The organism is Breoghania sp., assembly GCF_030066895.1.
GTDB lineage: Bacteria > Pseudomonadota > Alphaproteobacteria > Rhizobiales > Stappiaceae > Breoghania.
Genome location: NZ_JASJAV010000024.1, coordinates 18,301 through 30,857 on the forward strand (window position 1 = coordinate 18,301; position 12,557 = coordinate 30,857).

General features: G+C 60.3%; 17 protein-coding genes and 3 pseudogenes. 8 read left to right on the plus strand and 12 right to left on the minus strand.

Translation table 11 applies throughout. The features are described from left to right. Positions 1–2 precede the first annotated feature (2 nt). From QNJ43_RS20680 to QNJ43_RS20690, 3 genes and pseudogenes are all read right to left on the minus strand, one after another. Positions 3–593 carry a dihydrofolate reductase family protein gene (locus QNJ43_RS20680; RefSeq protein WP_300472657.1) on the minus strand — a complete coding sequence of 197 codons (591 nt, stop codon included), beginning with the start codon at positions 591–593 and terminating at the stop codon, positions 3–5. Next, positions 594–737 carry a hypothetical protein gene (locus QNJ43_RS20685; protein WP_300472627.1) on the minus strand — a complete coding sequence of 48 codons (144 nt, stop codon included), beginning with the start codon at positions 735–737 and terminating at the stop codon, positions 594–596. It abuts the gene before it with no gap. 43 nt (positions 738–780) lie between these two features. Next, a pseudogene (locus QNJ43_RS20690) lies at positions 781–1,761 on the minus strand (aldo/keto reductase). Between the two features lie 421 nt (positions 1,762–2,182). Between QNJ43_RS20690 and QNJ43_RS20695 the strand changes: the two are divergent. From QNJ43_RS20695 to QNJ43_RS20715, 5 genes and pseudogenes are all read left to right on the plus strand, one after another. Further along, positions 2,183–2,641, plus strand: a pseudogene (locus QNJ43_RS20695) (NAD(P)H-binding protein); the annotation flags it as partial. A 180-nt stretch (positions 2,642–2,821) separates the two neighbouring features. Beyond that, entirely contained in the window at positions 2,822–3,298 is a 477-nt protein-coding gene (locus QNJ43_RS20700) for an aldo/keto reductase (RefSeq protein ID WP_300472629.1), read from the plus strand. A gap of 20 nt (positions 3,299–3,318) precedes the next feature. After that, the gene (locus QNJ43_RS20705) at positions 3,319–3,561 is read left to right on the plus strand and encodes an aldo/keto reductase (protein WP_300472659.1); all 243 of its coding nucleotides are present in this window, start codon (positions 3,319–3,321) and stop codon (positions 3,559–3,561) included. 183 nt (positions 3,562–3,744) lie between these two features. Next, positions 3,745–4,749 carry a carboxymuconolactone decarboxylase family protein gene (locus tag QNJ43_RS20710; RefSeq protein WP_300472631.1) on the plus strand — a complete coding sequence of 335 codons (1,005 nt, stop codon included), beginning with the start codon at positions 3,745–3,747 and terminating at the stop codon, positions 4,747–4,749. After that, complete coding sequence (locus tag QNJ43_RS20715; protein ID WP_300472661.1) at positions 4,652–4,921, plus strand: cupin domain-containing protein; 270 nt, start codon at positions 4,652–4,654, stop codon at positions 4,919–4,921. Before QNJ43_RS20710 ends, QNJ43_RS20715 begins: the two co-directional genes overlap by 98 nt. Before the next feature lie 382 nt (positions 4,922–5,303). Here QNJ43_RS20715 and QNJ43_RS20720 read toward each other — a convergent pair whose 3' ends face one another. The 6 genes and pseudogenes from QNJ43_RS20720 to QNJ43_RS20745 form a co-directional block, all read right to left on the minus strand. Beyond that, positions 5,304–6,392 (minus strand): NAD(P)-binding domain-containing protein, encoded by a 1,089-nt coding sequence (locus tag QNJ43_RS20720; RefSeq protein ID WP_300472634.1) that lies wholly within the window; start codon positions 6,390–6,392, stop codon positions 5,304–5,306. Positions 6,393–6,413: 21 nt separating this feature from the next. Continuing rightward, the gene (locus QNJ43_RS20725) at positions 6,414–6,575 is read right to left on the minus strand and encodes a hypothetical protein (RefSeq protein WP_300472636.1); all 162 of its coding nucleotides are present in this window, start codon (positions 6,573–6,575) and stop codon (positions 6,414–6,416) included. Beyond that, positions 6,572–7,030: pseudogene (locus QNJ43_RS20730) on the minus strand (cytochrome P460 family protein). Before QNJ43_RS20730 ends, QNJ43_RS20725 begins: the two are co-directional and overlap by 4 nt. A 297-nt stretch (positions 7,031–7,327) precedes the next feature. Next, complete coding sequence (locus QNJ43_RS20735) at positions 7,328–8,854, minus strand: alpha/beta hydrolase domain-containing protein (protein WP_300472638.1); 1,527 nt, start codon at positions 8,852–8,854, stop codon at positions 7,328–7,330. A gap of 49 nt (positions 8,855–8,903) precedes the next feature. Further along, positions 8,904–9,200: a nuclear transport factor 2 family protein gene (locus tag QNJ43_RS20740; protein ID WP_300472640.1), complete on the minus strand. Its 297-nt coding sequence runs from the start codon at positions 9,198–9,200 to the stop codon at positions 8,904–8,906. A 23-nt stretch (positions 9,201–9,223) separates the two neighbouring features. Beyond that, positions 9,224–9,358, minus strand: coding sequence for a hypothetical protein (locus tag QNJ43_RS20745; RefSeq protein ID WP_300472642.1), 135 nt, complete (start codon positions 9,356–9,358; stop codon positions 9,224–9,226). 310 nt (positions 9,359–9,668) lie between these two features. Between QNJ43_RS20745 and QNJ43_RS20750 the strand changes: the two genes are divergently transcribed. Next, positions 9,669–10,253, plus strand: coding sequence for an SDR family oxidoreductase (locus QNJ43_RS20750; RefSeq protein ID WP_300472644.1), 585 nt, complete (start codon positions 9,669–9,671; stop codon positions 10,251–10,253). Then, entirely contained in the window at positions 10,192–10,575 is a 384-nt protein-coding gene (locus tag QNJ43_RS20755) for an SDR family oxidoreductase (RefSeq protein ID WP_300472645.1), read from the plus strand. The genes QNJ43_RS20750 and QNJ43_RS20755 overlap by 62 nt, the downstream gene beginning before the upstream one ends. Here QNJ43_RS20755 and QNJ43_RS20760 read toward each other — a convergent pair. The 3 genes from QNJ43_RS20760 to QNJ43_RS27555 are packed head-to-tail and all read right to left on the minus strand — an operon-like array spanning position 10,523 to position 12,012. Then, positions 10,523–11,218: a DUF4405 domain-containing protein gene (locus tag QNJ43_RS20760; RefSeq protein ID WP_300472647.1), complete on the minus strand. Its 696-nt coding sequence runs from the start codon at positions 11,216–11,218 to the stop codon at positions 10,523–10,525. The genes QNJ43_RS20755 and QNJ43_RS20760 overlap by 53 nt on opposite strands. A gap of 34 nt (positions 11,219–11,252) precedes the next feature. After that, entirely contained in the window at positions 11,253–11,417 is a 165-nt protein-coding gene (locus tag QNJ43_RS20765; protein WP_300472650.1) for a hypothetical protein, read from the minus strand. Further along, a complete protein-coding gene (locus tag QNJ43_RS27555) occupies positions 11,404–12,012 on the minus strand; it encodes a flavodoxin (protein ID WP_346433077.1) in 609 nt (202 codons plus the stop codon). The genes QNJ43_RS20765 and QNJ43_RS27555 overlap by 14 nt, the downstream gene beginning before the upstream one ends. A 100-nt stretch (positions 12,013–12,112) precedes the next feature. Here QNJ43_RS27555 and QNJ43_RS20780 point away from each other — a divergent pair, with 100 nt between their 5' ends. Further along, a complete protein-coding gene (locus QNJ43_RS20780; RefSeq protein ID WP_300472651.1) occupies positions 12,113–12,367 on the plus strand; it encodes a hypothetical protein in 255 nt (84 codons plus the stop codon). Positions 12,368–12,557 lie beyond the last annotated feature (190 nt).

The following is a 12,557-nucleotide window of genomic DNA, read 5'->3' on the forward strand; positions in this document are numbered from 1 at the left end:
CCTCAACGCACTGCGGTATCGCAGTTGACATCATAGGTCAGATGGATCATCTGGTGGACTTCCTGCTCCACCGAAACCAGGCGCAACTTCATGTGTTTGGCGAGACCATCTTCGCCCGTCTCGAAGATGTTGTGCGCTGCGCTCCGTCCATCTATTGCGGGCACTAGCAGTATGCTGATCCTGTCGACGAGGCCGGCGGTGAGAAATCCGCCATTCAAAATGCCGCCGCCTTCGACAAAAATGCGAGATGCATCGAACTTGCCGGCAAGTTCATCGAGAAGCCAGGCGGGATCGATCCGCTCATCCGGGGCAACCAGATAGGAAACCCCGCGCGAAACCAGTTCGCGCAAATGCGCGTCGGATACGCTCCGGCCCAGAACCATCAACAGGTGGTCGCCGTCAAGATTGCCCGTTTCCCAATGCAGCTTTCCGGCCGGATCCAGCACCACGGCGAGACGCGTTTCGTGCCCTGGCGCCAGATGGTATTCACGATCCGGCTTGTCTCCACCGGGATCGTGCGCGGCGCCTTTTGCATAGGGCTCCATCGTCACACGTCCGACGACATAGCCGCGGGTCTCGAAATCGGCTTCGATTTAGTAGTACCGGGCGATCTGTGCTGCGCGATCCGCGCCTTCGGTCTCCGACCAGTGCTCCAGGTCGACGCGGGCATCCAGCCCGCTCAACATGTGGCAAATGACTTCGGGCCGTGTGAGTGCCAAGGGTTTTCCGTCGCTCATGGATTGCTCCTTGGGCGAGGAAACCCTCGCCGTCATGCTGGCGTCAAAGGCCCGTCAGGGCTTCCAGCGCCGGGGTGTAGCGTGTTCCTTCCACCTTCGCGGCCGCAGCGTCGATTGCAGACAACTCGTCCGCGGTCAGGCTCAGGTCTGCGGCAGAGAGGTTTTCCTTGATCCGGTGCAGTTTTGTAGAGCCAGGGATCGGCACGATCCACGGTTTCTGTTGGAGAATCCAGGCGAGCGCTACCTGTGCGGAACTTGCATCATGCCGCGAAGCGACGGTGTCCAGCAGGTCGAGCCGAGCCTAGTTGTGGGCCATTGCCTCGGGCTGATAGCGCAGCAGCGACTTGCGGAAGTCGTTTTCCTTCAGATCCTCCGCCGCAGGCGCCTTGCCGGTCAGGAAGCCCTTGCCGAGCGGCGAATAGGCGGCCCAGCCGATGCCAAGTTCCTCGGCCACCGGCATGATCGTTTCCTCATACTGGCGGGTCGACAAGGAATATTCGCTCTGCAGAACGGTCACCGGCTGCACAGCATGGGCGCGGCGGATCGTGTCCGCCCCGGCTTCCGACAGGCCGAAATGCAGCACCTTGCCTTCGGCGATCAGGTCCTTGACGGTTCCGGCCACATCTTCGATCGGGACGTTCGGGTCGACGCGGTGCTGATAGAAGATGTCGATCACGTCCGTACGTAGCCGCGACAGCGAGTTTTCGCACACTTCGCGAATACGCTTCGGCTCCGAAGCCACGCCCTCTACCTTGCCGTCATTGGAGATCTTGAAGCCGAACTTGCTGGCGATCACCACCTCGTCGCGGATCGGCTGAAGGGTTTCGCCCAACAGGCGCTCGTTCGAGAAAGGTCCGTAGATCTCCGCCGTGTCGAAGAAGTTCACACCCGCCTCATAGACTTGGCGCAGCACGGGGATCATGTCCTTGTGCGCTGGAATGTCCCCGTAGGAAAAGCTCATTCCCATGTAGCCCAGCCCTCGGGCCCGCGTGTGTCCAGTTTGCGCATCTTCATGATCTTGCATCTTTCAGGATGAGTTCCGGTTCAAATCTGGCCAGAGAACTAGTCCTTCCGCCGGAGCGGATTAAGCGGCAGATGCTGCATGCTCTTATTCATGTGGTGCATCAGTTGCCTGCGTGCATTCATGTGTGAGTGGCATAAACACATGCCGTATTGACGGTCTAATCGCATGAACAAGAGTGGCTACATTTCCTTGCAACGCAAAGGCGGACTGATCGGCGGCAAAGCTGCTGTCGGAAGGCGTCTTCAAAACGTGCATGCCCGCCCAAGCGGGCCACATGCCTGAGTTGTGAGAAAGACAGATGCCGAACATCCTGATCATCGGCGCGCGCGGCGGAATTGCCCGCCGGGCCAGAGAATTGCTCGAAAAGCGATCGGACTGCACGTTCACGCTTTATCTGTGACGTGCGTACCGTCTTTCGGGCAGCTCCCATCGGGTCATCGAAGGGGATGCCACCGATCGTGCGAAGCTTGCCGAGGCGATGAAAGGGCAGGATATCGTCTATGCCAGTCTTGCTGGGGCCCTGCCGCAGCAGGTGCACACCATTATCGACGCCATGCACGATGCCGGCGTGAAGCGGCTGATCTTCGTGCTCTCCATGGGCATCTACGACGAGATCCCGGGGGAGATCTTTGGCAGCGTTCTCGATACCTATCGCAAGGCCGGAGAACTGATCGAGGCGTCCGATCTCGACTACACGATCATTCGTCCCGCCTGGCTCAACGACCGGGACGAGATCCGCTACGGGACGACCCGAAAAGGCGAGCCCTTCGCCAATCCCGGGGCCGTTGTCTCGTGGTTGAGCGTTGCAGATCTCATCGAGAAACTCGTGACGATACCCGGTCTCGGCCTGCGCGAGGGCTTTCGCGTTCACTACGCCTGACAATGCAACGATCCAGGACACAAAGGGATTTCACCATGAAGACGATGACACTGAACAACGGTGTGTCGATGCCGATCCTCGGGCTCGGCGTCTATCGCTCCGCGCCCGAGGACACGACTGAAGCGGTCCGCGCGGCGCTTGAGAAGGGCTACCGACTGATCGACACGGCCGCGGCCTTACATGAACGAGGAACAGTTGGGGGAGGGCCTGCGTGCCTCGGGTCTGGCGCGCGACGAGGTGTTCATCGAGACCAAGCTCTGGATTTCCGACTACACCTATGACGGCGCGATGCACGGGTTCGAACGCTCGCTCGGCAAGCTCGGGCTCGATCATGTCGACCTTTACCTGCTGCACCAGCCCGCACCGGCGGAATTCGAGCGGACACTCGGTGCATGGAAGGTGCTTGGCGAGATCGCCGCTTCCGGTCGCGCGCACCGTAGGTGTTTCGAATTTCAACGAAGCGCAGATCGAAGCCGCTATCGGCGAGACCGGCGTGGTCCCCGCGGTCAATCAGGTCGAGCTGCACCCCTTCTTCACCAATTCCGACTTGCCGCGTTCCACGCGGAAAAGGGCATCGCCACGCAGGCCTGGTCGCCGATTGGCGGGGTCAACCGCTATTTCACCGATGATCCGCGCGCCCGGAGTGCGATCCGCTGACCCATCCCCTGATCCTCGATATCGCGAAGGTTCACGGCAAGACACCGGCTCAGGTGATCCTGTGCTGGCATCTGGAACACGGCCATAGCGTGATCCCGAAATCGGTCAATCCGAAACGGATTGCGGAGAACGTAGCGATTTTTGATTTCCATCTCAATGAGAACGAAATCCGCATGATCTATGCTCTAGACACCAGTCGCCGCGGTGGACCTGAGCCTGCAGATATCAGTACCAGGACCTATTCCTTCGCCATTCCGGATTGATCGATCGGCGAAGCCGCTCTCGTGGAATGATCTGGCGGCCCGTCTATTCCGGCGGGCCGTCGTGTTTTCAATTTCCGTATTCATGACTTTTAGACATGGGCATTATCGCGTGAGCGCCCCTTATCTTGCGCCGAAACAAACCCGATCTCCCAGTTCGATACGCGTGGATTTCAGGAGACCGTAATGAAGAAACTTGCAGCATCGGTTGTGATGGCCGCCACCGCCACCATGGCGCAGGCAGAAGGACGGCCCGAAGGCGGCGTGGCGCCGGATGCGGTCTATCAGGTGGCACCGCAGCTTGGCTGCTATACCGACGAGGTTCTCTTCGGCACTGTCTGGCCCGCCGAGGATGTGCTGTCGCGCCGCGATCGCAGCCTGATCACCATTTCCGCGCTGATCGCCGGGGGACGCATCCCTCAGCTTGGCGCGCACCTGCGCACCGATCTGGAAAACGGGCTGACCCCGCGCGAGCTTTCCGAACTCGTCACCCATCTGGCGTTCTATTCCGGCTGGCCCGTCGCGATCTTCTCCGTCGACGAGATCAAGGCCGTGTTCGAGAATGCGGGCGTCAGCGTTGATATCGATCCGCGCGCCACGCCACTCACCGCCGATCCACAGGCGGAGGCCGCGCGCGCGGAGATGGTGGATCGCTTTGCCCGTCCGGTCCTGCCCGGCCTTGCCGATGACACGGATGAGGTTCTCTTTGCCGATCTTTGGCTGCGCGACGGTCTCGCCCCGCGCGACAGGTCTCTGATGACGGTTGCAGCCCTTGTCGGGATGGGACAGGCGGAGCAACTGAGCTTCCACCTCAATCGCGCCATGGATGCCGGTCTGACGCGCGAGGAAGCCGCGGAAGCGATCCGCCATCTGGCCTATTACACCGGTTGGCCGCGGGCGTTCTCCGCGCTTCCCGTCGTCACGAAGGTCTTTGAAGACCAGCAAGCTTCCACGGAGGCCGAACCGGCAACGCTGGAGGTCGTGCGCGGCGCTGAGGCTAAGAACCTTTGCCGGGTCGACCGAGACCTTCATCGGCAGCGTCACCGTCGGGCCGCTCTTCTCCGCACCGGGCGCTGCGCGCCTTGGCGGTGGACTGGTTCACTTCGAAGCTGGTGCGCATACCGCGTGGCACACTCACCTGCTCGGGCAGACGCTCTATGTCACCGAGGGCTGCGTGCTGGTGCAGATTGATGGCCAGGACGTGGTAGCTGCCAAGCCTGGCGATATCGTTATGATCCCGCCCTACGTGCGTCATTGGCACAGTGCGAGCTCTGACGGCGCGATGGAGCATTTCGCCATCGTGGAAGCCGTCAACGGCACGGCCGTGACCTGTATGGAGAAGCTGACCGAGGAAGAAATATGACTCAGCTGCCCGATGCTCTGAGGACGGCTAATCTGCCAATTCCCGGCCCCTAATACGGCCCCCGATACGGCATTCAAGCACGGCCTGTGCCTGCTGTCGTCGCAGATATGAAAACCCCCGCAGCATCAGTATGCTGCGGGGGTTTTTCGTTTCGTTCAGATTGTCCGGCGATCAGGCCGCGTCCGCGAGGCCCATTGCGGCCCTCAACCGTGCTTCACCTGTGTTTGCGCGAAAGCCGTGATTGCCGCGTTGGAAAAGCCGTGCGGTGCGCGCGTCGCCGGTCGTGACCGGAATGCAGCCGGTGGCGCGAACTAGGTCTTCCGCAAACGCGACTGCCTCAGATGCGTCGCTGGCGACAGGCACGCCTAAGGGCGCGGTGTCGTCATAACCGTGCCCCTGTTCGATGCAGGTCGCATCGACCGCACAGAAACGTCGCACCAGCAAGGCACTGGGCAGAAGCGCTTGATTGAGAGCGGCCACACCCATCTTTTCCGCCTGCCGCCCCGGCATCCGAATGTCTCGACGGGTTGGTCGCATCGATCACGATTTTGCCATTCAGAGGACTTCTCAGATCCGCGGCCATGTCGATCAGAGCTTCATGCGGCACTGCCAGTAGCACGACGTCGCAAGCCGCCGCATCGGAGATGGAGCCTGAGCGAAGGTTCGTGCCCGCTGTCAGTCGTTCGGGGTGGCGCGAGGACAGAACTACCGGATATCCCGCAGCGGCCAGCGCTTCGCCGACCGTTCCGCCAAGCCACTCCGCACCGATGACGCCGATGCCCGGAAGAGAGACATCTTTCTTCTTCTCGAAGTTCATAACGTGTCCAATCTGTTCAGACTTGAATTTCCTTTTTCTTCTGAAGAAAATGGACGATATTTTTGATGAAACTACACGCCAAATACGGAAAGAACTTATCGTTGATGGCCATGTATAGGGCGACTTCGTCATTCGGCGCCGCATGATCCAATCCACGAGCAGTCCTCCCGCAACAAATACGAACAGGGCTGCGAACCAGTGCATGAAATAGGGAACGATTGAGGCGTTGAAGTCCCACATGGCGAGGCTGTAGCTGAAACGCAATCGCGGCCACAGTTCCAGAACCTCCCCGCTGGAGACGCCCTGTATGGCGATCAGCACGACAAGCCCGGCAGCGAGGCGGGACTGCAGGTTCGACAATGTCAGGAAGGTTGCGATCCTGCGTGCATTTAGGCTCAGATGCAGCCCTGCCAGTGGCACGAGCCACCAGGCCGCGAACCAGTGGATCTCGCGAAACTGGAAAGTGCCGGGCAGCACATGTGAGCCGAACAGATTGCGGGGGATAACCAGGCTCGTTACGGCCAGAACCAGGACGTCTGCCGCCAGCAGAAGGGTGACGATTGTCGAGAACAGGTGGCGCGAATCTGATTTCTCCTGCCGCAGGCGCCACCACCAGCGATTTTTCAGCACGTGGCGCAGCAGCAGGACGAGCACCGCCGCGCCTTCGATTTCGTGCTAGAAGTTCCCCAGCCACCAGTAGGTGAAGGTGAATGCGATCAGGAGGGAGATCACGCCTGCCAGCAGCAGACGCGATGTCGGACGGGTCCAGGCTATTCGCCCGACCACCCGCATCTTCGCGGCGGTCCGCCGCACCTTTCGACGTGTGCCGTTCGTCATTCGGTCCCCCGGGCATCGGAGCACGTATACATGTAGCTGCGCTGCGCACGGGACATATGGCAGGAGCGGCACCGTTCGGCGTTCTCGGCCTCGTTGATGGAGCCGTCGGGTCAGTACCACTGGAACTGCCAGTCATCCGTACGCGTCGCAGCATCGTAGTCCGTGCCCCAGCCGTCGCCCTTTTCCATGACGAACAGGCGATAGACCTCTCCGTCGCGCCAATCCTGCAAGAGCACCTGCGTGCCGACCGGCAGCGGTTCTCCTGCCTTAATCGCCTCGAGTGCGGCGGGTGTCGTGTACATGAATTCGGTCATGTTCCCGCGCCGAGCCGTCGTGTAGTGAACCAGCGCATCGACCATCGACTGGTCCGGTGAACGAACGCGATTTGGCTCGGCGGTCGCAGCAGAGCAAAGCATCAGGGAAGCTAGCAGTACGAGGATGGCGCGTGCGGTCATCATCGGGGGACCTCTTCGGAATTCATGATCCCGCAGATATAGTCACGCGCCAGGTTCGTATAATGCGGAGTGTCCGAATAGAGCTTATCGCGGCAGCTTATAAATCAAGACGAATTTTCGTCACGAAGTTGGAGTGGCGTCTTTTCGGCTTGCGGCAAGAAACCTGGTGTTCGCTGCCATTATCGTGGCGTGGGGTTCTGCAATCGCCGCACGCGGGTTCACGTAGTGGGTATGAAAAGCCCGGCCAGGCATCGCGCCCTAGCAGGCCGTTCTCGTTACGAGTGCGGTCTTCGCCCCTTAGTTCGCGGAACAACTGAAGGACGTGGCCTCAGCGTCCTTGATCGGCCTCTCGACCTCTTCCTTCAAGAGGAAGCCGCTTCGAACATTCGCATCCGCCACGGTCCGGACTCGGTCGACATAGGCCTTGTGACTGCCGTAACGCTCGCACATCTCGGCAGGTGTGAAGTCCACGTGATAGCCAGACGGTCCGCAGAACCAGGAGTCGGAATCGATGCCGCCATTGCGCGCCATCGGCGCATCCTGCGCGGCCGTGCGAATGCCGCCGAGAACCTGTCCGTTGGCGTCACGCACATAGTGCGGCGGAACCTGATCGTCGAGGACAAAGCGCGGCGCGGTCACCGGGGCCTGTCCGCCCGAAATCCACCGGTTCAGACTGTGAAGCGCGGCCTTCAGGATATCGCCGTTCGGAACCCGGCTGTAGCTATGAGACGGCACGCAAGGGCCATTGGCGCGGATGCGTTCCGACAGGCTCATGCCGGTGCCGAGTGGGGAGGGAAACGCAGCATCCCGAGCGATGAACAGGTCGACATAGTCCTGGATCTCGCTCAGCGAGAAATGCGATGCGCCGTTGATCTCCCACCAGCGCATGGTGTCCGTATCATTCTGCGGGGCCACACCCATCAGCTGCGTGAAGATCTCGGTGCCAATCGCAACGACCTCGGCATCGACATCCGTGCGCAGGTCGGCCGAGCGGTCATAGAAGAGATAGCCGTCATAGATCGAATGCAGCGGCTGGATGGCATTGAAGTAGGTCGAGACCTTCAGCGTCGACTGGGATTCGGAGGCCGCAATGAGTCGTTGGGCGTTCAGGCCGCCCAGCAATCCGGAATTGCCGTCATGTCGCCCGATCTGGGAAAAGGTGTCCCATGACAGCACGTCTCCGCCCACCGCCATGATTAGCGGATCGGCCGGATCGATCTCGCTGCCGTCGGTGGGATCGATGTTGGACGCGGAAACGTCGAGCGCGGCATAGCGCTCCGGATTCCACTTCTTCATCGCTGCAACGCCGTTGCGCTGCGCGCTGACGCCGACCCAGGCGTAGCCGTCGCGCACCAGCAGTTCACGCGTTGCGCCGAAGATGAAATCGACGTCCTGATCGAGCGTGACGTTCAGCCATTCCACGACCACCGTGCCGTTGAATTTCCTGGCATCGGCGGGGCGTCGAACCAGGACGCGGGTCGTGTAGGGATGACCCGCGTCGATGATCTCCGCCGTCGTCTTGCGTGCCGGGATCCGGTAGCGATGCGCATCGCCCGAGACGAAATACTCATTTTCCACGTAGCCATGGTCCGCCAGCGGCATGGGCGTTGCACTGACCGCGAGGTTCACGGTGTCGATGCGGTGATAGATGAACTGTCCATCATCAATTTCGCCGAGCCAGCTGTCCAGGGGCTGAACCTCGCCTGTGAGATGGGGCAGCGTGAAGTCCGCATCGAGCAGATGTCGCAGGGAGGCGGTGTCGCCCTCGAGCATTGCCTGCACGAAGGTGTAATAGGCCTCGCGCAGGTCGTCTTGGGATTTCATGTTCATGCTGAACTCTTCCCGTTGTTCAGGTGCCGGGAACGGGACCGGTTCAGGCCTGATGATACGGCTGGAGATCGCGCCAGGTGAAACGGGCAACCCGCTTCGCAATCAGCCACAGGCCGTCGCGGCGGACATAGCTGTCATTGTAGATGACGCCGTTGGAGTTGCGGACCATCTTGCCGTCTTCGGTGCCCACCAACTCCACCAGGCAGTAGTGAACGGCGGTCGCTGTGTTGCCGTCGATTTTCGCTGAAAACTGACCGTTCATGTGAAAGACCTTCTCGAAGGTCGCCAGGAACGGTGCCCAGTTGGCCTCGATTGCGGCGCGCCCGTTCAGAACCAGCAAGGCGGTATCACCGAACCACGTTTCTACACACCGTCTTCGGTAAAAAGGAAGATCTGTTCATGCACCTTTTTCTCATCGGCAAGGATGGTGAACTCATCCACCAGCTGCTTGAGGGCGGCGTGATCTTCAAGACGCTGAATGCGATCTTCGAGGGGCATTTCGGTCATTTCCAAAACTCTGTTTATTGGAGCGTCGGTTTCTGTCCCCTCAGGTAAGGCAGGCGGATTACATTGATGATCCGGCTAAACAGGCATTCCCTATTGCGTCTGCGATATAAATCGCGCGATCTGTTCGTACCGCAACCCCGTCATGACTTGATGAAGCGCGTATTCAGGACCGCATGACGCACGGCATTCGCCATCGGTTTCATGTATCCGTCGCATATGATCATACGGAATTCTCCGGCTAATACGCATCACTGTCCCCGCCATATTGTCGAGCCACGACACAACAGGAAGGAATTGAGAAATGACCGACGTTACCGTCGTCATCGGTGCAGGCTCGATCGGGCAGGCCATTGCGCGTCGTGTGAGTTCCGGAGCCAACGTTGTCCTGGCCGATCTGAAGGAAAGAAACGCTGTAAAGGCTGCCGAAATTCTGGAGCTTGCCGGCTTCAAGGTAACCGCAACCACGGTCGACGTTTCCGACCGCGCCTCGATCAAGACGGTGATCCAGGCGGCTGGCGTCTCGCCCTCCCAGGCGCCCGTCCAGACGATCCTGAAAGTTTACATGTTCGGCACGTCGATGCTGCTGGAAGAATTCGGCGAGGTGATCGCAGAGGGCGGCTGCGCCATCGTGATCTCGTCCCAGTCCGGCTATCGCCTGCCGGCCCTGACGCCCGAGCAGGATGCCCAACTGGCGACGCTTCCCGCGGATGAGCTGCTGAACCTGCCTTTCGTGCGCGAAATCGACGACACGCTGGTGGCGTACCAGGTTTCCAAGCGCTGCAATTCGCTGCGGGTGCGTGGTGAGGCCCCGCGCTGGGGGGGGGGTGCGCGGCGCACGGGTCAATTCGATCAGCTCCGGCATCATTGTCACGCTTCTGACCTATGACGAGCTGCATGGCGAGCATGCCGAGTTCTACCAGACCATGCTGGCGAAGAGCCCTGCCGGTCGTGCCGGAACGCCGGATGAAGTGGCCGCACTCGCGGGCCCTCATCATCGGCTCCGAAGGCGGCTACATCACCGGCAGCGATTTCCTGATCGATGGTGGTGCGACTGCCAATTTCTACTACGGTCCCGACGCGAAGCCCACGAGCTGACCGCCGTTATCATCATCGGGAGCGGCATCCGGGAAAACCGGAACCGCGCCATCGAGCGCCTCAAGATCGCGGGATCCGGTTCCTGCGATTTTTCATTTGCACCCACCGCATGATGTAGTGACTGCAAGCGGTGTAGAGCCCGACTATGGATCCAAAGCGCAACAGGAATTGCAGGGCCTGATTGTCGAAATCCCAGTAGTTGAACGTGAACAGTAGAACGAGCTTCGCCCCGAGGTTCATTTCGATCGAACTCTCGATCCCGAACAGGGCGACGACGACAGTGAGCCTGCGCAAGACAAGGCTGGCGACACGACCATCCAGCCGGATGGAAAGGAGGCCGCGGACGGTATTGAGGACCAATGTCCAGTGCATGCCGAGATGCACACCGCCGAGCACCAGGATCCAATAGGCCGTGAGCGTGTGGATCTGTCGGGCCATAAAGCCGCCATCGACGCCCATGAAGGCGAAGACGAAGCGCGAAACGAGAATGCTGCTGACGAGCAGTCCCAATACGGTCACCACCAATGCTAAATTGATGGATATGGTCAGGCGTCGGCGCAGATCTTTCGGCCCCTTCCTGAACAGGTTCGCATACCAGCGGCGATTAAAGACGGTGTGGACGACCACAAGGATCAGCATTGCCGAGCCGAGCAGTTCGTGAACCGTGTTCCCCAGCCACTCATAAGCCAGAGCCAGAACAAGCAGGCCGACCGCGATGAAGTCGAGGACTAGCCTCACGAGCAAGGTTCTGTTCATTTTGCTGCGCCGCAGTACCCGGACGTCGTGAAGGTCATTTCCACCAGGGTGGGAAGGCCGTCAAAACGGTGAGGTCGGACGTGATCGTTCCAAGCACGATCGCGTTCGCGAAGCTTGTATCGCCCTGCTTGTCGAAGAAAACGGCGAGCGAACGGTCGGGCACCCAGTAGACGATCTGTGCCTTTTCATAGTGATCCACCCGTGGACCCTTGTCCGACAGCCCCCCGACGGGTTTGCCGTAATCCGTAGCGTGTCATCGTCAGCGTGAGTGGCAGGCGGGAGAGAAGGTTGCGGGATATCGGCGTATCGATGAGTTCGTCGACAAACTCCTGGTCATCGACCAGAACGCTGATCTTTGCCAGTGGGGCTGAATTTGTCATGGGGGGGCTCCTGTTCGGCTGCGTTACCTGGCACAGTCCAAACGGCGGACAGAAGCCCCGCGGCCAGAATCGAGGCAAACCGCAGACGGGACTGGTGCATTGTGTGCATTGTCTCGTCCCCCAAACGTCGAAGCCGAGTTTGGCAAGCCAGGCGACGACATCGCCCTCGTCGCCGCGCGTGCGGATGCTGCCGTCGCTCGCGCCTCGCAGGACGAGCCCCTTCAGCAGCTGGGAATTCGGGCACAGTGCCTGCAGATCCCGCTCGCTGCGACCGAGATAACTGCCTTCGTGCGTGCAGAATGGGATGAACGTCTTGCCGGTGAGATCATGGGATTCGGGGAACGTGAAATAGGCCATCGGCATCGTGCTCCACCAGTTCGGGAAGCCGACAAAGACCACGTCGTAATCCGCCATGTTCTCGACACGCGCAGTGAGTTTCGGACGGGCGTTTTCTTCCTGTTCGCGCTTCGCCTAATCGGTCGTCGCCCGGTAGGCCCCGGGATACGGTTTGACTGTGCCGCAGCTCAAAGAGATCGCCACCAACGTGTTCGTGGATCTGCCGCGCCACTTCCCTGGTGTTCCCGGTGCGGGAATAGTAGGTGACGAGAACCCGCGCATCGGACCGGACCGTCTGAGCGAAAGCCGGGGCAGAGGGCAGCGGAAGCAACGCCCCGGCAAGCATCGTCCCAAGAAGCTTGCGTCGGCTGGGGTGCGCAAGCGTGTCTCATCGCATACTCATGAATGCCAGATCTTTTCATTGTTCAAGTAACTGGATGAGAAGGTGGTGACGGCGGCATTCAGCAATTAGGCGATCAATTCGCAAAGCCCCTATGCTTGGGTTTCACGAATATCAGTGCCGTCTCCTTCTGGATCCGCTGATGAAGATCTGATGCTGCAGAGGCGGCGCGATCGCCCCCGGGTGGGGGGGGGGGGGCGGGCGGGGGGGGGGGGGGGGGGGG

Bases quoted from the DNA above. Each gene is read 5' to 3' on its own strand.
- QNJ43_RS20685 (WP_300472627.1), bottom strand. From the start codon at position 737: ATGAGCGACGGAAAACCCTTGGCACTCACACGGCCCGAAGTCATTTGC.
- QNJ43_RS20700 (WP_300472629.1), top strand. From the start codon at position 2,822: ATGAACGAGGAACAGTTGGGGGAGGGCCTGCGTGCCTCGGGTCTGGCG.
- QNJ43_RS20710 (WP_300472631.1), top strand. From the start codon at position 3,745: ATGAAGAAACTTGCAGCATCGGTTGTGATGGCCGCCACCGCCACCATG.
- QNJ43_RS20725 (WP_300472636.1), bottom strand. From the start codon at position 6,575: ATGACGAACGGCACACGTCGAAAGGTGCGGCGGACCGCCGCGAAGATG.
- QNJ43_RS20735 (WP_300472638.1), bottom strand. From the start codon at position 8,854: ATGAAATCCCAAGACGACCTGCGCGAGGCCTATTACACCTTCGTGCAG.
- QNJ43_RS20745 (WP_300472642.1), bottom strand. From the start codon at position 9,358: ATGCCCCTCGAAGATCGCATTCAGCGTCTTGAAGATCACGCCGCCCTC.
- QNJ43_RS20750 (WP_300472644.1), top strand. From the start codon at position 9,669: ATGACCGACGTTACCGTCGTCATCGGTGCAGGCTCGATCGGGCAGGCC.
- QNJ43_RS20760 (WP_300472647.1), bottom strand. From the start codon at position 11,218: ATGAACAGAACCTTGCTCGTGAGGCTAGTCCTCGACTTCATCGCGGTC.
- QNJ43_RS27555 (WP_346433077.1), bottom strand. From the start codon at position 12,012: ATGGCGGATTACGACGTGGTCTTTGTCGGCTTCCCGAACTGGTGGAGC.